The 22,555-nt window shown below is 63.6% G+C and carries 26 protein-coding genes; 11 read left to right on the forward strand and 15 right to left on the reverse strand.

Annotated features, from left to right (window positions below; all coding sequences use genetic code 11):
• Positions 1-209: 209 nt before the first annotated feature.
• From NKJ28_RS23740 to NKJ28_RS23750, 3 genes are all read right to left on the reverse strand, one after another.
• Positions 210-632 carry a lysozyme inhibitor LprI family protein gene (locus NKJ28_RS23740; protein WP_352637179.1) on the reverse strand — a complete coding sequence of 141 codons (423 nt, stop codon included), beginning with the start codon at positions 630-632 and terminating at the stop codon, positions 210-212.
• A gap of 169 nt (positions 633-801) precedes the next feature.
• A complete protein-coding gene (locus NKJ28_RS23745) occupies positions 802-1,290 on the reverse strand; it encodes a GNAT family N-acetyltransferase (protein ID WP_023678327.1) in 489 nt (162 codons plus the stop codon).
• Positions 1,283-2,104: a lytic transglycosylase domain-containing protein gene (locus tag NKJ28_RS23750; protein WP_023678328.1), complete on the reverse strand. Its 822-nt coding sequence runs from the start codon at positions 2,102-2,104 to the stop codon at positions 1,283-1,285. The genes NKJ28_RS23745 and NKJ28_RS23750 overlap by 8 nt, the downstream gene beginning before the upstream one ends.
• A 162-nt stretch (positions 2,105-2,266) precedes the next feature.
• On the opposite strand from NKJ28_RS23750, the gene NKJ28_RS23755 reads away from it, so the two are divergent.
• Complete coding sequence (locus NKJ28_RS23755) at positions 2,267-2,836, forward strand: methylated-DNA--[protein]-cysteine S-methyltransferase (RefSeq protein ID WP_352637181.1); 570 nt, start codon at positions 2,267-2,269, stop codon at positions 2,834-2,836.
• 52 nt (positions 2,837-2,888) lie between these two features.
• Here the strand turns inward: NKJ28_RS23755 and NKJ28_RS23760 are convergent, their stop codons facing one another.
• Entirely contained in the window at positions 2,889-3,215 is a 327-nt protein-coding gene (locus tag NKJ28_RS23760) for a hypothetical protein (RefSeq protein WP_352637183.1), read from the reverse strand.
• A 298-nt stretch (positions 3,216-3,513) separates the two neighbouring features.
• Here NKJ28_RS23760 and NKJ28_RS23765 point away from each other — a divergent pair, with 298 nt between their 5' ends.
• The 3 genes from NKJ28_RS23765 to NKJ28_RS33040 all read left to right on the forward strand — a co-directional run bounded on the left by NKJ28_RS23765 (position 3,514) and on the right by NKJ28_RS33040 (position 4,454).
• A complete protein-coding gene (locus NKJ28_RS23765) occupies positions 3,514-3,726 on the forward strand; it encodes a cold-shock protein (protein WP_023678332.1) in 213 nt (70 codons plus the stop codon).
• Positions 3,727-4,002: 276 nt separating this feature from the next.
• A complete protein-coding gene (locus tag NKJ28_RS23770) occupies positions 4,003-4,203 on the forward strand; it encodes a hypothetical protein (protein ID WP_352637184.1) in 201 nt (66 codons plus the stop codon).
• Between the two features lie 86 nt (positions 4,204-4,289).
• A complete protein-coding gene (locus NKJ28_RS33040; protein WP_502898318.1) occupies positions 4,290-4,454 on the forward strand; it encodes a hypothetical protein in 165 nt (54 codons plus the stop codon).
• Between the two features lie 114 nt (positions 4,455-4,568).
• On the opposite strand, the gene NKJ28_RS23780 is transcribed toward NKJ28_RS33040, so the two are convergent.
• The 3 genes from NKJ28_RS23780 to NKJ28_RS23790 form a co-directional block, all read right to left on the reverse strand.
• Entirely contained in the window at positions 4,569-5,177 is a 609-nt protein-coding gene (locus NKJ28_RS23780) for a glutathione S-transferase family protein (protein WP_352637187.1), read from the reverse strand.
• 117 nt (positions 5,178-5,294) lie between these two features.
• Positions 5,295-6,149, reverse strand: a complete 855-nt coding sequence (locus NKJ28_RS23785; RefSeq protein WP_352458413.1) for an EAL domain-containing protein — start codon at positions 6,147-6,149, stop codon at positions 5,295-5,297.
• The gene (locus NKJ28_RS23790) at positions 6,146-7,039 is read right to left on the reverse strand and encodes an EAL domain-containing protein (RefSeq protein ID WP_352458412.1); all 894 of its coding nucleotides are present in this window, start codon (positions 7,037-7,039) and stop codon (positions 6,146-6,148) included. The genes NKJ28_RS23785 and NKJ28_RS23790 overlap by 4 nt, the downstream gene beginning before the upstream one ends.
• 203 nt (positions 7,040-7,242) lie before the next feature.
• On the opposite strand from NKJ28_RS23790, the gene NKJ28_RS23795 reads away from it, so the two are divergent.
• Positions 7,243-8,445, forward strand: coding sequence for a pyridoxal phosphate-dependent aminotransferase (locus tag NKJ28_RS23795; protein WP_023678337.1), 1,203 nt, complete (start codon positions 7,243-7,245; stop codon positions 8,443-8,445).
• 6 nt (positions 8,446-8,451) lie between these two features.
• Here NKJ28_RS23795 and NKJ28_RS23800 read toward each other — a convergent pair whose 3' ends face one another.
• Positions 8,452-8,847, reverse strand: coding sequence for a (R)-mandelonitrile lyase (locus NKJ28_RS23800; protein ID WP_023678338.1), 396 nt, complete (start codon positions 8,845-8,847; stop codon positions 8,452-8,454).
• 30 nt (positions 8,848-8,877) lie between these two features.
• On the reverse strand, positions 8,878-9,474 hold the full coding sequence (locus NKJ28_RS23805) for a methyltransferase family protein (RefSeq protein ID WP_023678339.1): 597 nt from the start codon (positions 9,472-9,474) through the stop codon (positions 8,878-8,880).
• 147 nt (positions 9,475-9,621) lie between these two features.
• On the opposite strand from NKJ28_RS23805, the gene NKJ28_RS23810 reads away from it, so the two are divergent.
• The 3 genes from NKJ28_RS23810 (at position 9,622) to NKJ28_RS23820 (ending at position 14,020) form a co-directional block, all read left to right on the forward strand.
• Positions 9,622-10,488 carry an alpha/beta fold hydrolase gene (locus tag NKJ28_RS23810; RefSeq protein ID WP_023678340.1) on the forward strand — a complete coding sequence of 289 codons (867 nt, stop codon included), beginning with the start codon at positions 9,622-9,624 and terminating at the stop codon, positions 10,486-10,488.
• A 163-nt stretch (positions 10,489-10,651) separates the two neighbouring features.
• Positions 10,652-12,703: an elongation factor G gene (locus NKJ28_RS23815; protein WP_023678341.1), complete on the forward strand. Its 2,052-nt coding sequence runs from the start codon at positions 10,652-10,654 to the stop codon at positions 12,701-12,703.
• 819 nt (positions 12,704-13,522) lie between these two features.
• Entirely contained in the window at positions 13,523-14,020 is a 498-nt protein-coding gene (locus NKJ28_RS23820) for a methyltransferase family protein (RefSeq protein ID WP_023678342.1), read from the forward strand.
• 19 nt (positions 14,021-14,039) lie between these two features.
• On the opposite strand, the gene NKJ28_RS23825 is transcribed toward NKJ28_RS23820, so the two are convergent.
• Positions 14,040-14,792: an SDR family oxidoreductase gene (locus NKJ28_RS23825; protein ID WP_352586852.1), complete on the reverse strand. Its 753-nt coding sequence runs from the start codon at positions 14,790-14,792 to the stop codon at positions 14,040-14,042.
• A gap of 121 nt (positions 14,793-14,913) precedes the next feature.
• On the opposite strand from NKJ28_RS23825, the gene NKJ28_RS23830 reads away from it, so the two are divergent.
• Both NKJ28_RS23830 and NKJ28_RS23835 read left to right on the forward strand, forming a co-directional pair.
• On the forward strand, positions 14,914-15,558 hold the full coding sequence (locus NKJ28_RS23830) for a TetR/AcrR family transcriptional regulator (protein ID WP_023678344.1): 645 nt from the start codon (positions 14,914-14,916) through the stop codon (positions 15,556-15,558).
• Between the two features lie 240 nt (positions 15,559-15,798).
• Positions 15,799-16,572 (forward strand): hypothetical protein, encoded by a 774-nt coding sequence (locus tag NKJ28_RS23835; RefSeq protein WP_156937381.1) that lies wholly within the window; start codon positions 15,799-15,801, stop codon positions 16,570-16,572.
• Here the strand turns inward: NKJ28_RS23835 and NKJ28_RS23840 are convergent.
• A complete protein-coding gene (locus NKJ28_RS23840) occupies positions 16,569-17,465 on the reverse strand; it encodes a LysR family transcriptional regulator (RefSeq protein ID WP_023678345.1) in 897 nt (298 codons plus the stop codon). The genes NKJ28_RS23835 and NKJ28_RS23840 overlap by 4 nt on opposite strands.
• A gap of 98 nt (positions 17,466-17,563) precedes the next feature.
• Entirely contained in the window at positions 17,564-18,538 is a 975-nt protein-coding gene (gene trxB / locus NKJ28_RS23845; protein WP_023678346.1) for a thioredoxin-disulfide reductase, read from the reverse strand.
• A gap of 255 nt (positions 18,539-18,793) precedes the next feature.
• On the opposite strand from trxB, the gene NKJ28_RS23850 reads away from it, so the two are divergent.
• The gene (locus tag NKJ28_RS23850) at positions 18,794-19,270 is read left to right on the forward strand and encodes an Lrp/AsnC family transcriptional regulator (protein ID WP_023678347.1); all 477 of its coding nucleotides are present in this window, start codon (positions 18,794-18,796) and stop codon (positions 19,268-19,270) included.
• A 283-nt stretch (positions 19,271-19,553) separates the two neighbouring features.
• Here NKJ28_RS23850 and NKJ28_RS23855 read toward each other — a convergent pair whose 3' ends face one another.
• From NKJ28_RS23855 to NKJ28_RS23865, 3 genes are all read right to left on the reverse strand, one after another.
• Positions 19,554-20,129, reverse strand: coding sequence for a D-sedoheptulose-7-phosphate isomerase (locus tag NKJ28_RS23855; RefSeq protein WP_352586848.1), 576 nt, complete (start codon positions 20,127-20,129; stop codon positions 19,554-19,556).
• Positions 20,130-20,136: 7 nt separating this feature from the next.
• Entirely contained in the window at positions 20,137-21,615 is a 1,479-nt protein-coding gene (gene rfaE1, locus NKJ28_RS23860; RefSeq protein ID WP_352637189.1) for a D-glycero-beta-D-manno-heptose-7-phosphate kinase, read from the reverse strand.
• Between the two features lie 139 nt (positions 21,616-21,754).
• Positions 21,755-22,387 carry a LysE family translocator gene (locus NKJ28_RS23865; RefSeq protein ID WP_023678350.1) on the reverse strand — a complete coding sequence of 211 codons (633 nt, stop codon included), beginning with the start codon at positions 22,385-22,387 and terminating at the stop codon, positions 21,755-21,757.
• Positions 22,388-22,555 lie beyond the last annotated feature (168 nt).

Consider the following 22,555-nt stretch of genomic DNA (forward strand, 5'->3'; position numbering starts at 1 on the left):
CCGATTTTTTTTGCGGCGGGCGGAAGAAGACCCCCTCACCCGTAGGCCCACCCGAATTGTGAAGGGCAATTCGGGGCAATCCGACCTCTCCCCGAGGGGAGAGGAGGTCGTCGGCGTTGATGCCAGCCTCTTCTCCCCGGCGGGGAGAAGGTGGCCGCGAAGCGGCCGGATGAGGGGGACCCCCATATGCGATTGCCAATCGCCCGACGCTACTGCGCCGGCACCGGGCAGCTGACCTCGCCTTCCGGGCAATTGAGATAGTTCTCGAAATCCCTCACCCGGTCGTTGGTGAGAGCCGTCTGGCAATCGTAGACGACCATCGGATACATGCTGCCGGCGCCCTCGCGCGGGCCGCCCTGGAAAGCGCATTCGGCGTCGCGGAAAGCAACCCAGTTGCGTTGAGCATCGACCAGCAGCTTCTTGGTCTCCGCATCGCCCTTCAGCCGCCCTTCGATCTGCTTGTAGGCATCGTTGAGCTTCTTGTCGGCCTTGTCGAACGCATTCCCTGCGCATTCGTTCAAGGTGCCCTGGTCCTGCGCATTGGCGCAATCGTCGGCCCGCGCCACGCCCGCGAACAGCGGAACGGCGAGGATCGAGGTGGCGAGGCCGGTTCTGGAAAGCAAACGCCGCATGTTTCTCCGGTTTCGTCAAAACCCCCGCGCGAATCGCAACGTCGCAGCTTGACGCCCGGACCGGCAAGACGCGACCTGCCGCCTTGGTGGCCATTTCCTTTCCGGATCCTGCGCTCGGTCCCTGCCCTCCACCATGGCTCCGGGCGTTCGTCGGCTTGTCGACCGCGCCTCACCCCGCCCAGTCGACTTCGAACATCCCCAGCCGTTCGTAGAGCCGGACGGCGGCGGCGTTCTCGACCGTGTTGGTCTTGAGATCGACATGCTCGGCGCCCCGCGCGCGAAACACCGCAAACGCGTGCCGCATCAGCGCCTCGGCGATGCCCTTGCCGCGCGCCTCCGGGTGGACGGCAAGATCCTTGACGAAAGCCCGCGTCCAGCAGAGCGCCGCGCCCGCCAGCCGGCCCTTGCCGTCGATGACCAGGAAACACAAAGCTGGGTCGAATTCCGCGTCGGCCGAAATGCGCGGCCACCATTCGTCGAACGGCCCGTCGGCGCCGTCGTCGAACACCGCGGTCAACAGCGTATGCAAAGCGAGTGCATCGGCGGCTTCGAAGCCGCGCATGAAAAAACCTTCGGGCCAGCGCGGCGCCAGAAGCGTGTCGTCGAGGATCTTGCGCAGGCGGATGTCGTTTGGCGCCGGCGGGCGCGGCTCAGGCATCGGGCTGCATGCGGCGGCGCAGGCTATCGCTGCCGAGGCCGGTTTCGCCCAGCATCCCCTTGCGCTTGGCGTCGTAATAATAGCCGCTCTGGTAGAGCCGGTCGGCGCGCTTGGGGTTGCCGCCTGAGACCAGCCAGGCGCCGCGCAGATATTTCACCGCATATTTCAAATTGGTCTCGGCATCGAACAGGCCGCTTGCCGGCCCGTCATAGCCCATGCCGCGCGCCGTCGCGTGCTTGATCTGCATCAGCCCCCAATGGCCGTGATTGTAGGCTTTCGGGTTGAAGGTGCTCTCGCGGTTGACGACATGGCGCACCAGATCGACCGGCACCTGGTAAAGCGCGGAATATTTCTCGATCAGCCGCTCGATCTCGCTGCGGCCGCCGGCGTTCGACTGCCCCTCGGTGGGGTCGGTCGCGGCCAGAACGGCCGGGTTCTGCGGCACCGTGTAGGAAACCGGCTGAACGCCGGGCATGGCCGCGGTCTGTTGGGTGACCGGCATGGCGACGGCTGGCGTCGCGGTAACAGGCTGGGCATTGGCGGTCATGACGGCAGGGGTGGTTGCCGCCAGCGGCGTCGGCCCGGCAAAGGCGGCGGCCGGCTCGATCGGCAGCGCCGCCGTCTGGACCACGCCGGACGGCTCCGGCAGCACCGAAACCGTGTCGGGCAGCGCCAACGTAAAGCCGGCATCGGTATTGGCCGCATTTTCGGTGAAGGCCGGCGTCGGGGTCACCGGCGAAGTCGAGGTGCAACCGCTGAGAGCGGCCACGGCCAACACCGCCGCAAGGACGGGAAAGAGGAATTTTGCTGGCAAGCGGCGCTCGGGTCCGGTTCGTCGGGTGTTAAGAAGTCCTTACACCAGCATCTTTCCTCGGGCAATCCGCGGTAGCCGGCGGTTTTCGGGTGGCGAGCCGGGCCGGGAAATGCGATATTGTTCTGGATTTGTACTTCGAAGGATTCCGGAAAGGAGCACGCCATGGACGCCTCTCATGCCACCGCCGGCCACGCGGTCTTCGAAACCGTGCTCGGCTTCATGGGCATCGCCTGGAGCGATGCCGGACTGACCCGGCTCTGCCTGCCGCAGCGCAATCGCGACGCGGTCGAGCGCCGGCTGCTACGCCATGCCGCCGCCGAGCAGCCTGCGAAGCCCGAACCGCAATGGGTTGCCGAGCTGATCGCGTCGATCAAGGCCTATGCCGCCGGCGAGGATATCGATTTCTCCAACGTGCCGGTCGATCTCAGCGGCGTCGACGAGTTCCGCCTGGCAATCTATGACGCGGCGCGAAAACTCGCCTTCGGCGAAACCACCACCTATGGCGAATTGGCCAAACGCGCCGGCCATGCCGGGCTGGCGCGCGAAACCGGTGCCGCACTCGGCGCCAACCCGGTGCCGCTGGTCATCCCCTGTCATCGTATCCTTGCCGCCGGCGGCAAGATCGGCGGCTTTTCCGCCCCCGGCGGCTCGGCCACCAAGGAAAAGATGCTGGCCATGGAAGGCGTACGCGTCGGCCCGCCGCCGCCGGCGCAGGTGTCGTTCGGGTTTTAAGTGTGCTGATATTCAGGCGAGGCCGGCACCCGGCGCACCATTTCGTCCCACTCTAATCCGGAAGCAGGCGCCGGCGGAAGCGCCGGTCGATCTCCACCCGCTTGCACTTGTAGACGATGCAGGAATTCGTGTCGGTGCTCGGCACCGAGGCCCGCGCCCTGACCTCGCCGATGTCGCAGAATTGCTGGCTCCGCACGTAGCGGTCGTAGAGCGCCAGGCCCGGCACGCGCGCCGATCTGTAGCGCAGGATGACCGCACCCTCGCGCGCGATCGTCGCCTGCACCTTGCCGCAGCTCATGCGGGTCGGGTCGTAGCGCGAGACCGCCTGCGCCTCGGCGGCCACCAGCGTCAGGCAAGCGGCAAGCAGAACGATTTTCATGGCCCCTCTCCCCAAAACCCGGTCGCGCCCGAAGCCGGCGCGATCCTCCCGCGTCAGGCGCGCAGCGACGACGCTCACGCGATTGGGGCGGCCGTTGGGCAGCGTTGCCGCCGCGCCATTTTCCGCCCTGCCTTGTTTTTTGCGCGAAAGCATATTATATGCGGTCCATTGATATTTCGGCCGATCGATCCGGGCCTCGCGATCTTCGCGTTTGCTGACGTTCTATCTCCAAAATCTCGATACAAACCGGCTGGGTTTCGGTCCAGTCAAACTAAAGCAAACGTAAAGGACTATCGAAATGGCTACAGGTACGGTCAAGTGGTTTAATTCCACCAAGGGTTTCGGCTTCATTCAGCCTGACAGCGGCGGCGCGGACGTTTTCGTTCACATCTCCGCAGTCGAGCGTGCTGGACTGTCGACCCTGGTCGAAGGCCAGAAGATCAACTTCGAGATCGAGCAGGACCGCCGCACTGGCAAGTCGTCCGCTGGATCTCTGAGCAAGGCAGCCTGATTTTGCGAATGGCGGGCGCCGGGCTATAGCGCGGGGCGCGCGGCAAGTCACGGATGTACTGGCGGTCGCGCGAGAAGCGCGCCGGAGCGAAAGACCCCGACAAGCCGAAGCAGCAGATTGCTGCCGGCCCGGCCAAAACGCTCCCGATCAGGCTACCAAGCATGGGAAGGCGGGATTTTGTCCCGCCTTTTTGCTGTCTGCTCTCCGGTGAACCGCCACCTTGGTCCTATGGGACCACTTTGTGGTGTTTTTACCCAGATATGGTACCATCAACCCATGAGCAAGCTTGAACAGATTGAGAAATCCGTCGCCGAACTAAGCCCCGAAGAGCTCAAGGCGTTTGCCGCATGGTTCGAGGCGCTGCAGGCCGACATGTGGGACCGTCAGTTCGAAGCCGACGCCAAGGGCGGCAGGCTGGACAAGCTTGCCGAGCAGGCCTTGGCTGATCATCGCGCCGGCCGGACCCGGCCTCTGTGAATCATTTTGCCACTCCCTCGTTTTGGGAGGCTTACGCAAAACTGCCCTCAGTGATCAGAGCTAAGGCGAACAGACGTTTCGCCAAATTGAGTTCTGACCCGTTCCACCCTTCGCTGCATTTCAAACAGGTCGGCCGCTACTGGTCGGCACGGGTTGATCTCAACTACCGCGCCCTGGCTGTCCGCGACCATGATGACGTGGTCTGGTTCTGGATAGGCATCCATTCCGAGTATGACCGCCTGCTGAAATAGCATTATCCGGATTTCACGCCACCGGCCGAAAGCCGCAAGCCCGACCGGGCGTCGCGCCTTTGGTGCGCCCGTCCCGGAGCGAGCCGCGAAGCGGTGATAAGCGTGAGGACAGAACTACCCCACCCACTCCAGCGGCACATGCCCCTTATCGGCCTCGACCCGTTTCAGCCAGGCGGCGACCGCCGGATAAGCGTCGAGCTGGAAGCCGCCCATCTCGGCCGTATGCGTATAGGCATAGAGCGCGATGTCGGCGACGCTCAGCGCATTGCCGGCGAAGAAGCGGCTCTCGGCCAGGTGCTTGTCCATGACGCCGAGCGCCTTGTTGCCGCGCTCGAGCGTCAGCGCCAGCCGCTCGGGCGTTGCGTCCTTGGCTCTTTCAGGGAAGGTCAGCAGCGCCCTGCGCACCGCGATATAAGGCTCATGGCTGTATTGCTCGAAGAACAGCCACTGATAGGCCAGCGCGCGTTCGTATTTGTCCGCCGGCAGAAAACGCGTGCCTTCGGCGAGATGGAGCAGGATGGCATTGGATTCGGCCAGCCGCCGGCCGTCGTCGAGTTCGAGCAGCGGCACCATGGCGTTCGGGTTTTTCGCGACATAGTCGGGCTTGCGCGTGTCGCCGGTGTGCGAGCTGACCTCGACATTGGTGAAAGCGATGCCGAGCTTGGCCATCAACAGGCGCGGCTTGTAGCAATTGCCGCTGTCGATCATTCCATAGAGTATCATCGGTACTGCCCCTTGCTCGCAACCACCCGTCTCAGGGCTTGATCCAGCCTCTATCGCGGCAGCGGCGGCTTCATCCAGTGATTTGTTTTGGCGTAACCATCAGCGCCGCTGATGCATTCATCCGAACAAGGGAATGACGTTGTTATCCCTGCCAAGCAGCCTGTCGATCGACAGAGGCTCCTCGTCGAACAGCGTACCGGCCAGCGCCGGCCGGGCAAGGTAAAAGCCCTGCAGCAGGTCGACGCCGCCATCCAGCGCGACGCGCAGATGCGTGGCGTTCTCGACGCCTTCGACCAGCACCTTGGCGCCACGGTCGTGCAGCGTCGAAACCAGCGGCCGGAAAAACCGCTCGGCGGCGGCATGGCGGCAGAATTCTGCGAACCAGGTGCCGTCGATCTTGACGATGTCGGGCTGCACCAGCGCTACCCTTTCTTCGGTCGAATGCCCGGTGCCGAAATCGTCGATGGCGATGCGGACGCCGTCGCGCCGCATCTCGCGCGCCAGGCTGACAAGCACCTTGTCGCCGGCCGCCTGCTCGGTAATCTCGCAGACCAGCATGCCGGGATGCAGGCCGAAATCCGTCAGATGCCTGGTCATCAGCCTGATTTCGGCCAGCGCCCGTGCGGGGTCATCGTTGATCAGCGGATTGTAGTTGAAGAAGAGGTCGAGCCCGTCGACGCCGATGTTGCGGAAGTTGCGCAAATGCAGCACCCGGCACATGGTTTCGACAAACAGCCGATCCGCTGCCGGCACGCCTTTGAAGAAGATTTGCGGTGCCACCGGCCTGCCTGCACGATGCGGCTCGATCAGTCCCTCGACCGCGACGGCGGCGAGAAACCTGCCGCGCGGCGCGAAGACCGGCTGGTAGGCGCTCCTCAGCCGGAATGCGCCGTAGACGCCATATTCAATGCCGACCTCGTCGGCAAAGATCGCTTCGCCGACCTTGCGCCGCATGTCGGCCCGCCCGGTCACGATGCCACCCTGCGGCCAAAGGCCCGCATCGGCCGCCGCGATGGCGAAACGGCCGCGGGAACTTTGTCCTTATCGGGCGACACCGCTGATGCTTGCCCGGCCTTGTCGAAGACGTGAAAGCTGGTCGGTGCAAGCTCCGGGCGTGCCAGCACGAAGCCTTGCACCATCGAGGCGCCCGACTTTTCGGCGAGCTCGAGCTGCCAGCCCGTCTCGATGCCCTCGAATACCGTACGGATGCCTTGCTCTTCGAAGCTTGTCACCATAGCGGTCAGCAAGGCGAAGCCGGCACCGGACTCCATCAGCGTCATGATCCAGTCGGCGTCGAACTTGACGATGTCTGGCCTGAGTTCCTTGATGCGATTGATGTCGGATTCGTCCGCGCCGTAATCGTCGACGGCAATGCGTAAACCATTGCCCCTGAGCGCCTCGACGAAATTGTAGAGCGTTTCCTGCGACGCCGATTTCTGCTCGGTGACCTCGCAGACGACGCGGCGCGGATCGATGTCGGCCTCGTGCAGCACCAGCCGCATGTCGCGCAGCGCCTTGTCGGCGATGCTGCGGTCGGTGAACACCGATGGATCGAAATTGATGAAGATGGAGGCGTCTCGCGGCAGGCAGGCGCCGGCGTTCAGAAGGTGCAGCGTCCGTGTCAGCGCCTCGATATGCAGGCGGTCGACCGCCGGGCAGCTGTTGAAGAAACTCATTGGCGGCTGCGGCTCGCCTTCGCGGAACGGCCGGATCAGCCCCTCGAACGCGACGACGGAAAGCTTGCCCTTGTTGAAGGCGAAGATCGGCTGGAACGCGCTTTGCAGCGTATAGACCCCCCAGACACCGCTGGCGGTGCCGTCATCATGGCGGATGATATGGGCAAGCCCGATGCTGCGTGTCACGGTTCCTCGCTGTGCGAGACTGGCGGACCGGCCACGGTCCTGCCGTTCAAGCTTTTACCGATCGTTGATGAATTTATTGTTGCCAGCATTGCGCGCTGGCTCATTCGACAATGCCTGCGCTGGGCTTGCGCTTGGCAAGACGATGCGACATGAGAGGCGCCGCGGCGCCTTCGCCGCGCCGGTCCTTTCTGGAGATATTTCTCATGGCCTTTCTTGCCGACGTCCTTTCCCGCGTAAAGCCTTCCGCGACCATCGCGGTGACGCAGAAGGCTCGCGAGCTGAAAAACGCTGGCCGCGACGTGATCGGGCTGGGCGCCGGCGAGCCGGACTTCGACACCCCCGACAACATCAAGCACGCCGCGATCGAGGCGATCCGCCGCGGTGAGACGAAATATCCGCCGGTATCCGGCATTGTGCCGCTGCGCGATGCGATCGCAAAAAAATTCAAGCGCGAGAACAATCTCGACTACCGGCCGGAGCAGACCATCGTCGGCACCGGCGGCAAGCAGATCCTGTTCAACGCCTTCATGGCGACGCTGAACCCCGGCGACGAGGTGATCATCCCGCGCCCCTATTGGGTCAGTTATCCCGAAATGGTGGCGATCTGCGGCGGCACCTCGGCCTTTGCCGACACCTCCATCGACAACGGCTTCAAGCTGACGGCGGCCGTGCTGGAAAAGGCGATCACGCCGCGCACCAAATGGCTGTTGATGAACTCGCCGTCGAACCCCTCGGGCGCAGCCTACACCGAAGCGGAACTCAAGAGCCTGGCCGACGTGCTGTTGAAGCACCCGCATGTCTGGGTGCTGACCGACGACATGTACGAGCACCTGACTTATGGCGACTTCGTCTTCAAGACCATCGCCGAGGTCGAGCCTAAGCTCTATGAGCGCACGTTGACGATGAACGGCGTGTCGAAGGCCTATGCCATGACCGGCTGGCGCATCGGCTACGCGGCAGGCCCGGTGCCGCTGATCAAGGCGATGGACATGATCCAGGGCCAGCAGACCTCCGGCGCCTGCACCATCGCCCAATGGGCGGCGGTCGAAGCGCTGAACGGCCCGCAGGATTTCATCCCGAAGAACAAGGCGATCTTCCAGGGCCGGCGCGATCTCGTCGTCTCGATGCTCAACCAGGCGCGCGGCATCACCTGTCCGTCGCCGGAGGGTGCGTTCTACGTCTATCCCTCCTGTGCCCAGCTGATCGGCAGGAAGACCAAGAGCGGCAAGGTGATCGACAGCGACGAAACCTTCTGCTCGGAACTGCTCGAGGCCGAGGGCGTGGCGGTTGTTTTCGGCTCGGCCTTTGGCCTCGGCCCGAACTTCCGCATCTCCTACGCCACGTCGGAGGCTCTGCTCGAAGAGGCCTGCACGCGCATCCAGCGCTTTACCGCCGCGCTGGTCTGAGACGTTTCAGCCGCCATACTGCTCGTCGTTCACCTTCTCCAGCCAATCGACATGCACACCCTCGAGCGCCTCCTGCATGGCGATGTGGGTCATCGCCGATTTGGGCGCGGCGCCGTGCCAGTGCTTTTCGCCGGCCGCAAAGGAGATGACGTCGCCGGCCCTGATCTCCTGCAGCGGCCCGCCCCAGCTTTGCACGAGACCGGCACCGGATGTGACATAGAGCGTCTGGCCGAGCGGATGCGTGTGCCAGTGGGTGCGAGCGCCGGGCTCGAAGCTGACCAGCGTGGCTCTGAGCCGCGCCGGCGCCTCTTTCTCGATGATCGGCGTCTGCAAAACCCGGCCAGTGAAGTATTTTTCCGGCGCAACAATCGTCGGCACGCTGCCGCAGGCAATAATCTTCATCGTCGCAAGTCCTCGATTCAATCCAGTGTCTTAGACCCTACCACTTTCGTCCGATGCCGGCTGCATCTCCTGCCGGCTGCGGGCAAAACGCGGCCAGAACAGACCGGTCCGCGTGCGGTAAGCGTCGTAGGCATCGGCCAACCTTGTCCGCGAAAATTTTCGCTCTTCGTCCAAGGCTGCGATCACGTAGATCGTAACGATGCCGGCGACCGGAACCACCGCCCAGACCGACCAGGTCGCGATACCCCATCCGATCCAGAAGATGATGTAGGACGTGTAGAACGGATGCCGGACATGGAGATAAGGGCCTTCGGTCACCAGGCTGTCGGGATTGTCAGGATCGAATGCGAACCGCAGCCGCGCCTTGCGGGAGACCGAGATCGCCCACCAGAACAGCGCCGAGCTTGCCAGTTCGATGGCGAGCCCGCCGATCTTCGCCGCCACCGGCTGCCGCTCGATCCACAGCAGCGCAAGAAAGAACAGCGCCGTGCCGACCACGACGGCCGAAATGATCATCGCGCCTTGAGACATGGTCTGCGACTGGAAATGCGCGCGCATCGACCAGGCATATTGCCCGAGCGTCGCGATGCTGCTGATCGAGAGGAGAAGGTCGAGCGTGGATTCCATCATCAGGGTCCCGGGGTTAGCTGTGGTGGATTCGTTCATCATACCCGGCGCAAGCCGAGAAATCATTTCTTAACCACCGTTCTAAACAACATGGTGACCTCGGCATGCGATGTTGACCTGGAGACAATCCCAAGGTCCAAACCAGATATGGCCGTTTCCCACCGCACGATCCGCACGCCGCAAGCGGATTTGCGCCTCAGCCAGTCGTCGGGACCCGGCATCCCGCTTGTCCTGATCCACGGCTCGGGCAGTTCGCGCGCCGTATTCGCCCGTCAGTTCGACAGCCCGTTGGCCGCTGCCCATCGGTTGATTGCTTTCGACCTGCCCGGCCATGGCGAATCGTCGGACGCCCGCGATCCGGCGACGGACTACACCATCGCCGGCCTTGCCCAATCGGCGGCTCAGCTCCTCGATGTTTTGGGGATCGGCCGCGCCGTCGTCTTCGGCTGGTCGCTTGGCGGGCACGTGGCAATCGAACTCGCAAGTTTTCACCGCGCCGTCGGCGGGCTGATGCTGACCGGCGCGCCGCCGGTATCGAAGGGTCCTTTCGGCATGCTGCGCGGCTTCCACGCGCATTGGGACATGCTGCTGGCGTCCAAAAAGACGTATTCCGAACGCGATGCCGAGCGCTTCGAGACGCTGTGCTTCGGCGACACCGCCGATCCGTCCTTTCGCCAAGCCATCCTGCGCACCGACGGCCGGCTGCGCGCCGCGGTGACGCGCGGCATGCTCACCGGCAAGGGCGCCGACCAGAGACAGGTGGTCGAGCAAGCCGCGTTTCCGGTCGCTATCGTCAATGGCGAGAACGATCCGTTCGTCCGGCTCGGCTATTTTGAGACACTCGCATACGGCTCGCTGTGGGAGCATTGCCACATCATCTCTAGCGCCGGGCATGCGCCTTTCTGGGAGCGTGCGGACCTGTTCAATCCGTTGCTCGCGCGCTTTGCCGAGACGGTGGCGGTGCAGCGCGTCGACGCACCCTCGCTGGCGTCGCGCCTAACCGGCACCGGCTGAACCGGCCCCAACTTCAAATCCCTTCAACCTCAAATCCCTTGCCCTCCCGGCCTGCCCGTGGGACGATGCCCTTTGGGTAGGTGGCAAATTGAAAAAAGCCTCGCCCGCGACGGCCGACAGGCCGGCCGCCGCTCACAGGGAAACGCCTGAGTGGAGGTCAGCCATGGGTACTCGCGCCGGAGGACGACGCACGGGACCGAAATGCATTGCCATAGTCGGTCCCTTCGCAAGCGGTAAGACGACACTTCTCGAAGCCATACTCGCCCGTACAGGCGCCATTCCCCGCCAGAATCCCGTTTCGTCCGGAAATACCGTTTCCGATCATTCGCCCGAGGCGCGCGCTCACGGCATGAGCGTCGAGGCGACCTTCGCCACCACCGATTTCATGGGCGAGCCGTTCACCTTCGTCGATTGTCCCGGCTCCATCGAATTCTCCTTCGAAGCCGAGCCGGTGCTGGCCGCCTGCGACGTCGCCGTGGTCGTTGCCGAGGCCGACGAGAAGAAGATCCCTGCCCTGCAGCTGATCATGCGCAAGCTCGACGATCTCGGCGTGCCGCGCATGCTGTTCCTGAACAAGGTCGACAAGGCGATAGCAGGTGTGCGCGACACGCTGAAGATGCTGCAGCCGGCAAGCTCGGTGCCATTGCTGCTGCGCCAGATCCCGCTGCGCAAGGACGGCGTCGTCATCGGCTCGATCGACCTCGCTCTGGAGCGTGCCTACATCTACCGCGAATATGCCGAGAGCGAGGTCGCCCAGATCCCGAGCGACGACAAGGCGCGCGAGCTCGAGGCGCGCTTTTCCATGCTGGAGACGCTCGCCGACCATGACGACCGGCTGATGGAGCAATTGCTGGACGAGATCGAACCGCCGAAGGATGCGATCTTCGACGATCTTGCCGCCGACCTGCGCGACGGCATGGTGACGCCGGTGCTGATCGGCACCGCCGAGAAGGGCAATGGCGTGCTGCGCCTGTTGAAGGCGATCCGTCACGACGCACCCGACATCGAGGCGACGCGCCAGCGCCTCGGCGCTCTCGATGGCAATGCCACCGTGGTCCAGGTGATGAAGACCATCCACACCGCGCATGGCGGCAAGCTGTCTGTGTCGCGCATCCTGTCCGGCCAGGTCGCCGACGCCGCCGAGCTGTTCCTTTCCAATGGCGAAACGGCAAAGGTCTCCGGCATCTACAAGATGCTCGGCAAGGACCAGGTCAAGCTGACTTCGGCCAAGGCCGGCGACACGGTCGCGCTCGGCAAGCTGGACGCCGTCAGGACCGGCCAGACGCTGAGCTCGACCAAGGGCGGCATCCAGCCGCTGGTCACGCTGGCGCCGCCGCAACCGGTCTTCGCCTTCGCGCTGCGGCCGAAAGAGCGCAAGGACGAGGTCAAGATGTCGGCGGCCATCCAGCGCCTGGCCGAGGAAGATCCCTCGCTCAACCTGCATCACAACCAGGATTCGGCCGAAACCGTGCTGTCCGGCCATGGCGAGATGCATCTGCGCGTCGTGCGCGAGCGGCTGGAAGGCAAGAACCAGATCCCGGTCGAAGGCCATGTGCCGGCCGTGCCCTACCGCGAGACGATCCGCAAAGCGACGCAGCAGCGCGGCCGCCACAAGAAACAATCAGGCGGCCACGGCCAGTTCGGCGACGTCGTGATTGAGATCAAACCGCTGCCGCGCGGGTCAGGCTTCCAGTTCACCGATACGATCACCGGCGGCGTCGTGCCGAAGACCTACATCCAGTCGGTCGAGACCGGCGTGCGCGATTACCTGAAATCCGGCCCGCTCGGCTTCCCGGTCGTCGATGTTGCCGTCAACCTTTCCGACGGCTCCTACCATGCGGTCGATTCCTCCGACATGGCCTTCCAGATGGCAGCGAAGCTGGCGATGAAGGAAGGCATGGCCGCGTGCTCGCCGGTGCTGCTCGAGCCGGTGATGAAGGTCGAGATCGTCACGCCGTCGGATGCGACGTCGAAGATCATCGCTCTGATCCCGCAGCGGCGCGGCCAGATCCTCGGCTACGACGCGCGGCCCGACTGGCCCGGATGGGACGTCGTCGAGGCGACCATGCCGCAAGCCGAGATCGGCGACCTCATCATCGAGCTGCGCTCGGCCACGGCGGGTGTCGCCAGCTACCGGGCCGTCTTCGACCACATGGCCGAACTCACCGGCCGGTTGGCCGACGAAGCGCTGAACGCCAACGGCAAGGCCGCCTGATCTGCCTTTGCGGCCCACCAGGAAACGGCGCCCGGATGATCCGGGCGCCGTTTCTTGCGGACCGTCTTCGTGGGAGGCGAAACGGCAGGTCCGCCGCATGCTTGCCGCCGGTGCCTGGCAGCGGAGGAAGGTTCGGACGCGGTAGCTGCCTGAGCCCGGGTCGTCCGAGTGATGCCCCCATCCCCCGGACGAGCCACACCGCGTCCTGTGCTCTGCTTAATCGATTTGGCGCGCCCGCGGCATGTTACCCGAGGTTACATGTCACTGTTACGCGACCGCTCCGGCCGATTTTCTGGCGATGTGTTGGTTTCGGGCAACAAAAAAGCCGGATCAATGAAGACCCGGCTGAGTTTGATTGGAAGTGCCTGTTAAGGCTAACCTCCAGAGGGGAACACTCGAGAGCGCTAATGGGAGGAGAACGCGCTCAGGAGATGATCTATATATGTGCTCTTCATGCCCAAGAAACAAGCATCTATTTTGCAACACTCACATGCAAAAAGGCGCCGGCTGTGGTCTAATCCGTCCCGAAGCGCAATAGGACCAGTTGAATCGCTGAAATACAGCCTACGGCAAGGCAAAAATCGATCCGCGGCCGCGAATCAGCAGCGATTCCTGCTCGGAAAGTCGAAAAACGCAGGATGACGTGGAATCGTGCAGCACGCGTTTGTTTTTTCGGCAGCCAGACCTTGCTGGTGCATGCCGCCCAAAAGCCCGCCATCGAGCTTGACCTGAGGGTGCAGCGGTTTGGGTTACATGCCGGACAAGACCTGAAGCGCGTTGCAGGAGACCGTTCAAGGCCGCGCCCGTAAGGAGAGCTATATGCGAGCCACTTCGGCGATCGCCGGCAGCGTCATCTTCCTTGCTGTAGCGCCCGGCGTGGTCGCCGGGCTGTTGCCTTGGCTGCTGACCGATCGCTATCGCCTGCCCTGGTCGAGACTGCCCGGTTTCGTTCCTGTGGGCTGGCTGCTGGTTGTCGCCGGCACAGCCATACTGCTGCACGCCTTTGCCCGGTTTGCCCTAGAGGGCCTGGGTACCCCCGCCCCGGTCGCGCCGACCGAAAGGCTGGTCGTCGGCGGCATCTACCGCCATGTGCGCAATCCGATGTACGTCGCCGTGCTGTCGATCGTCCTCGGCCAGGCACTGCTGTTTTCGAGCTGGACGGTCGCCGCCTATCTAGTCATCGCCGCGGCCGCCATGATCTCCTTCGTGAGACTATATGAGGAACCGACGCTTGCCCGCCGCTACGGCGACGAATACGAGGCCTACCGCCGTGCCGTACCAGGCTGGCTGCCCCGCCTGACACCTTGGCGCGGCTGAAGCAGGCTCCAACGCTACGTCACCACGGCAGCGGGCCGTCCTCGTTCGAGAACGTGCCCGTCGGACCGCTCGCGTCGAGAAGCGCGAGGCGCACGGGCTCCCGCGCGGCCTGTTCGACGGTGCGCGGACCTTCGAAGTTGTTCAGCTCCGTCGCGGTGTAGCCCGGGCACGCAGCGTTGACCTTGATGCCGGTCTCCTCGAGCTCGATGGCGAAGGCGAGCGTCATCGCGTTGACGGCCGTCTTCGACGGGTTGTAAACGGCGCCAAACGAAGTGCGGTACGGAAAGGCCGGATCCGCGTTCAATGTCAGCGAGCCGGCGCCGCTCGATACGTTGACGATACGCGCCGCCGGCGCCTCACGAAGGAGCCGCAGCATCGCTTGCGTGACGGCGACGATGCCAAACACGTTCGTCTCGAACACCGCGCGTACGTCGTCGAGAGAGGCAACACTCGGGCGGCCCGAGTTGATGATCTCCTCGAACAACGTGCCGGGCTTTCCCGCGTGGGAGATGCCGGCATTGTTCACCAGCACATCGAGGCGGCCGATTTCGATGCGGATGCGCTCTGCCGCGGCGGCGATCGAGGCCTGGTCGGTGACGTCGAGCTGCAGGGCGTGGGCATCCTCTCCGATGCTCTTTGCGGCTGCCTCGGCATGCTCGAGCCTGCGCGATCCTACGAGCACGGTAAGGCCGTTCGCCGCGAGGTCCTTGGCGATCTGAAGACCGATGCCCTTGTTGGCCCCGGTGACCAGGGCGACGGGTTTGTCCTGCATGGTAATCTCCTTTTGTGCACCGATGTGTGGCCAACACCGCCTTGCCGTGCTAGATACAAGTCAAACGGAACCACGTTCCACATATATCCGGAACAAGGTTCCGTTTGCAAGAGGTAATTTGATGGGCGAAAAAACGCCGAACGGCAAAACGGATCAAGGCGATAGTCTGGAACCCCGCGACCGCGCGGATCGGCACGTGCGCGCCGACGCACGGCGCAACATCGACGCGTTGCTCCGGGCGGCCATGGCGGTGTTCGCGACCTCCGGCGTGGAGGCTCCGGTGCGAGAGATCGCGGAAAAGGCTGGCGTCGGCGTCGGCACCGTCTACCGCCACTTTCCACAGCGCTCGGACTTGATCGTGGCCGTCTTCCGCAACGAGGTTGACGCCTGTGCGGACGCCGCGCCGATCCTGGCCGGAAAGCATGAGCCCGGTGAAGCGCTGGCCCTGTGGATGCAGCGCTATGTGGATTTCATCACGGCAAAACGCGGCCTCGCGGCAGCCTTGTACTCAGGCAATCCGGCCTTCGACACTTTGCCTGCCTATTTCAACCAACGGCTCCGGCCCGCGCTCCAAACATTGCTGGAGGCAGCGGCCGCGGCCGGCGAGGTGCGCGCCGATATCGAGCCGGGCGATCTGTTGGGGGCGGCCGCCAGCCTTGCCATGCCGGCACATGGCGGCGGCCCTGCCCAGGCGCGGCGCATGGTTGCCCTGCTGGTCGACGGTTTGCGCTACGGCGCCAGCACGCTGGCGGATACGCGTTCCTAAAGCGCGTTGCGTTCGACCGACCTGATGCGACGCGCTTTAGGTTCTTATTTGATGCATGTCCTTATCGCAAAACCGCTGCACGCTTTTGCGCGACATGCATTAGCAATCGCAGACCAAGTACGACATCAGACAAAAAGGCTGGTGCTGCCCCTTCTGGCTGCCGCTATCTTCTCCGTTATAGTGACGGGGAGAAGGACGCTTTCGCCGATCGCTGTTTGCAGTGTTGTAGGGTCGACATAAATGAGCTTTTCAGAATTTCAGCCACGCCATGTGCTCTGCATGCTGGGAAGGCAGGGTGGATATTCTGAGCTGTGTCGCTCAGTTCAGTCGGCAATCGACAATTTCGCCCGGGGGTTTGAAATTGATACGCACTTTTCGCAGGACGCGCCGGATGATCGCATGGTTGAGTCGTTCGATGTGTCTTGGGATCGGGTACATAAGGGGGGACGGACTAAAGAGGACGAAGCGGCCGTCCATGAGCACGGTTGCGTGATTTATGTACTTGGTCCCCATATGGATATCGAAAGTACCGTTGGGACGTCGGCAATCGCCCTTCGCTTAATCGTGCATGCGCTGAACAGTGATGCTATTGCCGCAAAAGGCGAGAGTGCTGGCATTGCGCACGGTGCGGCTCGATGGAAACAACTTGGCCGTGATGCGGAAAACGCCGAGGACGGCCCGAGTTTAGCACGTACTTGCCGCCTTGCCTTCAGCAAGCGGCCGTTAAGTGACGGAAAGTTCCTCTGTAGCGTCGGTTTCCATCTCGTCGGTCTGCCAGAGGTCTTCGCGCCAAGGAGTCTTTCCGACGATGAGCTGGTGCTCAGCTCGATAATCGACCGTGTTGCCGATGAGATGTTTACCGAAGGCGTCGGGCTGAGTTTAGTCCGTAACAATGGGATACTGCTACCCATCGAAGCGTACGAAGAAGACGACTTCAAATTCAACCCGTATGGTGCCGTCTACTTGGGCGATCACGGCAAAAAGGATACCTTGTCGACAGAATCTAGAAACTAAAACGACCAGCTGCGCGCCTTGGCGATGATGAAATCGCGGAAGACATGCAGCTTCGCCTGGTTCTTCATCGCGTCGGGATAGGCGAAATAGGTATCGAAGGACGGCACTTCGGTCTCGGGCAGCAACTGCACCAGCCCGGAATCCTTGCTGACCACGTAATCGGGCAGCATGGCGATGCCGGCGCCGCCCTGCACCGCCCGCTTGATCGACAATATGTCGTTGATCTGCAGCGTCGGCACCCTTTGCCCGCCTTCGAAATCGCCGACCGTCTCCAGCCAGTTCAGTTCCGACAGATGCGCCGGCACCGGCACGCCGAAGGTGACGATGCGATGGGTTTTCAGCTCGGCGATCGAATTCGGCTTGCCGTATTTGTTCACATAGGAGGGCGCCGCGTAGAGATGGAAATGCACGGTGAACAGGCGGCGCTGGATGAGGTCGGGCTGCTGCGGCTGGCGCAGCCGGATGGCGCAGTCGGCCTGGCGCATGGTGAGGTCGAGCTCCTCATTGGCCAGGATGAGCTGCAGGCTGACCTCGGGATAGAGCTCGATGAACTCTTGCACGCGCTCGGTCAGCCAGCCTGCGCCGAGGCCGACCGTCGTCGTCACCCTGAGCACGCCGGAGGGCCGGTCCTTGGTTTCGGTCAGTCGCGATTTGATGGTTTCGAGCTTCATCAGCACGTCGTGTGCCGTGCGGAACAGCATCTCGCCCTGCTCGGTCAGCACCAGGCCGCGGGCATGGCGATTGAACAGCGGCACGCCGACGTCATGCTCGAGCGCGCTGACCTGCCGCGAGATCGCGGATTGCGACAAATGCAGTGTTTCCGCGGCATGGGTGAACGACCCCGCTTCCGCCGCGGCGTGAAACACGCGTAGCTTGTCCCAATCCAACGCCATGATTTCCCCTCGTCCTGTTTTCTGGCGTCCGCCTGTTTTCGGCGTCTGAATGAAAAATCAGGCTTTTGCGCGGCTTTTCTCAGCCGCTTATCGAACAATCACTCCGCCGCTTCGCGGTGAACCTCGATCCCCGCCAGATATTTTTCCGCCTCGAGCGCGGCCATGCAGCCGAGCCCGGCCGCCGTCACCGCCTGGCGGTAGATATCGTCGGTCACGTCGCCGGCGGCGAACACGCCCGGCATGTCGGTGCGGGTCGAATCCGGCGCCGTCCACAGATAGCCGTTCGGCTTCTGCTTCAGCTTGCCGGCAAACAGCTCGACCGCCGGCGCGTGGCCGATCGCCACGAACACGCCGTCGACCACCAGATGCATCTCCTGCCCGGTCACCACGTTGCGCAGCTTCAGCCCTTCGACCGAAGGCGGCAGCGGCGCCTTGCCGGGCCTGCCGCTGATCTCGTCGACCACCGTGTCCCAGATGACGCGGACATTATCTTTCCGCAGCAGCCGCTCGCGCAGGATGCGCTCGGCGCGGAAATCGCTGCGCCTGTGGATGACGGTGACGCTCTTGGCCAGGTTGGAGAGATAGAGCGCTTCCTCCACCGCCGAATTGCCGCCGCCGATCACCGCGACATCCTTGCCGCGATAGAAGAAGCCGTCGCAGGTGGCGCAGGCCGAAACGCCAAATCCCATGAAGGTGTGTTCGCTCGGGATGCCCAGCCATTTGGCCTGCGCGCCGGTGGCGATGATCAGCGCGTCGGCGGTATAGATCGTGCCGGTATCGCCCTTGGCGCGGAACGGCCGCACGTTGAGGTCGACTTCGGTGATGATGTCGTTGACGATATCGGTGCCGACATGCTCGGCCTGCCTGAGCATTTCGCTCATCAGCCATGGACCCTGGATCGGTTCGGCGAAGCCCGGATAGTTTTCGACGTCGGTGGTGATCATCAGTTGCCCGCCCTGCTGCAGACCGGCGACCAGCATCGGCTTGAGCATGGCGCGGGCGGCATAGATTGCCGCCGTATAGCCCGCGGGGCCGGAGCCGATGATGAGAACAGGCGCGTGCTTGGTGATCATAAAAAACCTCTGCGGGGAGCAGCCATGGATTGTGGCATGAACTCTCGTCGATTGTTGCGCGTAATGTAAGTGTTGCCTGCGACGCCAGCAAGGCAAGTTGCCGTTCGTCCCCGGAAAGCTTCGGCGCCGGCGACGGCGACAAGCAACCCGCAGCAAGATGATGCGAAAATCCTCGATCCAGCGGATGGAATAGACAGCAAAGTCGTTTAATTACAAAGTCGCGAAAGATTCTTTCGCGTCACCACGGAAGCCACCATGCCGATCAAGGCCGATCTCGATGCCATCGACTGGAAGATCCTGCGCGAGCTTCAGCAGGACGGACGCATGACCAATGTCGAACTGTCGAGCCGCGTCGGCATTTCGGCGCCGCCGTGCCTGCGCCGCGTCAGGCGGCTGGAAGAGGCCGGCATCATCCGCGGCTACCGCGCTTTGCTCAACGCTCCGGCGCTCGGCCTCGACGTCGTCGCCTTCTGTCTGATCGGCCTGCATCACCAGGCCGACGCCGAACTCAAGACCTTCGCCGAGCGCACCCGCGGCTGGCCGATCGTGCGCGACGCCTGGATGGTGTCGGGCGAGTCCGATTTCCTGCTACATTGCGTGGCGAGCGATCTCGGCACCTTCCAGACCTTCGTCATCGAGGAACTGGCCTCGGCCCCCAATGTCGATACGGTGCGAACCGCGCTGACCATCCGCCGGGTCAAAGACGAAGGGCTGGTGGCGTTTTCGGCTTAAGAGAGCAGGCAAAGCGGCTGCGAAACAAAAACCCGGAAACAAAAAACCCGCCTCGGCGGGCGGGATCGTCGGTGGAAATCATCACCATACCCAAATTAGTAGCATAGCTGCCGGCACAAAGCAAGAACAAAATGTGGCTATGCGTCAAATAATAATCGCTACAGGCTAGGGCTGCCCCTCACCTTACCCTCTCCCCGTGAAGGACGGGGAGAGGGGTCGCCAGCGTTGCGGCTAGTCCCTTCTCCCCGTTGACAATTGACGGCCTCTACCCGGCCTGGCGCAATCACCCTGCGTCGCAGAGGCGCGTTTCGACCATTTCGCACAAATGGTGGTAGAGGCACAAATGCCCCTGCTGGATGATCGGCGTCGAGGTCGAGGGTACGTTGAGCAGGATGTCGGAGAGCGGCTTCAGCTTGCCGCCGGTGTCGCCGGTCAGGCTGACCACCGTCATGCCCATCATGCGCGCCTGTTGGGCGGCGGCGAGGATGCTTGGCGAATTGCCGCTGGTCGAGATGGCGAGCAGCACGGCGCCCGCCGAACCATGCGCCTCGACCTGGCGCGCAAACACCGTGTCGAAGCCGTAATCATTGCCCCAGGCGGTCAGCACCGCCGCGTTGGCCGGCAGCGCGATGACGTTGTAGGCCTTGCGCTCCCTGAGGAAGCGGCCGACCAGCTCGCCGGCGATATGGATGGCGTCGCTGGCCGAACCGCCATTGCCTGCTATCAGCAGCGCCTTGCCCTGCGAAAGCGCGGCGACGACGGCGCTGACCGCCCGCTCCATCTCGCTGGTCAGGTCGCGCTCGACCATCGCCGAAATCGCGGCCGCCGAGCGGGCCAGGTAATCGTTCAGTTCGGACATGAAACCCTCAGTTCCCGGCGCGCAACCTGCCGATAGTGCCGGTCGTGCTCTTGCCGGCGACGAGGTCGACCAGCACGACGCGCCCGCCGGCCTTCTGCACGACATCGGCGCCAACCACCTGATCGACCGTATAGTCGGCACCCTTGACCAGTATGTCGGGGCTCAGCGCCTCGATCAGCGAAAGCGGCGTATCCTCCTCGAAGATGACGACGGCGTCGACCGAGGCAAGTGCTGCCAGCACGCAGGCCCGGTCATGCTGGTCGTTGACCGGGCGCCCCGGCCCTTTCAGCCGGCGCACCGAGGCATCGCTGTTGAGGCCGAGCACCAGCCGATCGCACTGGCTGCGGGCCGCATGCAACAGGCTGACATGGCCGGCATGCAGGATATCGAAACAGCCATTGGTGAAGCCGACGCTCAAGCCCTCGTCTTTCCAGCCCGCCACCAGCCGCGCGGCGGCGGCGGCATCGAGGATCGCATCCAAGTGGGCGACCGGACCATGCGAGCGAAACAGCGCACCGGTGAGTTCCTCGATCGTCAGCCGCGCCGTGCCGCGCTTGCCGACGACAACGCCGCCGGCGGCGTTGGCGATCGATCCGGCCATGACGCGGTCGGCGCCTGCTGCAAGTCCCAGTGCAAACGTCGCGATCACCGTGTCGCCGGCGCCCGAAACGTCGAACACTTCGCGCGCCTGCGTGGCGATATGGCGGGCGTCGTCCGCACCGATGACGCTCATGCCCTTTTCGCTGCGCGTCGCGACGACGAAATCGAAACCGTGCGCCGAAATCAGCTGGCGCGCCGCCGCCTCGATTTCGTCGTCGGCAAACACTGCGCGGCCGACCGCCTCGCCGAGTTCCTTGCGGTTGGGCGTGATTGCCGTCGCGCCGGCATAACGCGCATAGTCGCGGCCCTTCGGGTCGACCAGCACCGGCTTGCCCGCTTCCCGACAGATCGAGATCAGCTCGCCGGCGGCGCCGTCGAGCAGCACGCCCTTGCCATAGTCGGACAGGATGACGATGTCGGCCCGCGCCAGCGCTTCGCGAAAATGCCCGACCAATGCCGCGCGCTCGGCATCGCCCAGTGGCTTGATTTCCTCTTCGTCGAAACGCAGCACTTGCTGGTTGAGCGCGCTGAAGCGGCTTTTGGACGACGTCATGCGATCGGCATCCTGCGCCAGCCCGCCGGTGTCGACGCCAAAGTCGCCGAGCATGCGCATGAGGTTCTTGCCGGCCTCGTCAGCGCCGATCACCGAGACCGGTATCACGGCAGCGCCGAGCGAAACGATGTTGGCGACGACATTGCCGGCGCCGCCCATCGCCAGCGTTTCGCCGCGCCCGTGCAGCACGGGGATCGGCGCTTCCGGCGAAATGCGCTCGATCACGCCGTTGACGAAACGGTCGAGGATGAAATCGCCGACCACCAGCACAGTGGCGCTGCCGAAGCGCGAGATGGCGCGGTGAAGGGGTTCGGGAGAGGGCAGCTTGATCATGTCAACGCGTGGGAGGGCCGATTTTCGGTGACGGGAAATTCGATGGGCAGGGCCGGCCGTTCATGGCGATGCCGATATACCGCAATTTCAGCCGACGCAACGGCAGGCCTTCGACCGATCGCCGCGGCGAGACAGTGCGTCAGCTTTTCTGCAACGCGACATGCACGCCCAGTCCGACAAGCACCGCACCGCCGGCGCGCCGCATCAGGCGCTGCGCCCGGCTCGACTGCCGCAGCCTGGCGATCACCGCGCCGGCCAGTATCACGCAAACAATGTCGGCCGACGAGAACATCAAATTGACGATCGTTCCAAGCACGACGAACTGCAGCCAGACCGGAAACGCTGCCGAGGCATCGATGAATTGCGGCAGGAACGCCATGAAGAAAATCGCCGTTTTCGGGTTGAGCACCTCGACGGCAACGCTCTCCAAAAACGCGCGGCGGGCGGATTTCGGCTGAATTCCCGGCAAGACAACGTCGCCTTGCGCCTTGGCGCGAAACAAAGAAACACCGAGCCAGACCAGATACAGCGCACCGACCAGCTTGACCGCCATGTAAAGCACCGGCACGGCATGGAAAAGCACCGACAGGCCGACAGCGGCGGCGAAGACATGAACGTAGCCGCCGAGATGGATGCCGAGCGCCGCCATCAGCCCGGACCAGCGGCCGCGCGCCATGGTTTGCGCGGCGGCATAGAGCATGGCGGGACCGGGGATATAGGCGAAGATCGCCGTGGTGGCGAAAAAGGCGACAAGCAGTTCGGTTGACGGCATTACCTTGCTCCTGTCACGCTTCGCCGGTGGTCACCGACTGAAGCGAGAGCTTTGCGGCGGCACTGTGGCGCTCATCCGGCCGCCCCGCCACCTGCTTTGTCGACAGCCCGGCCCGCCTCCCCTATAAGGCCAGAATCCCACAAGGGCTACAACCGGCACAAGGTACCA

Source organism: Mesorhizobium sp. M0145 (assembly GCF_040322355.1).
Classification (GTDB): Bacteria; Pseudomonadota; Alphaproteobacteria; order Rhizobiales; family Rhizobiaceae; genus Mesorhizobium.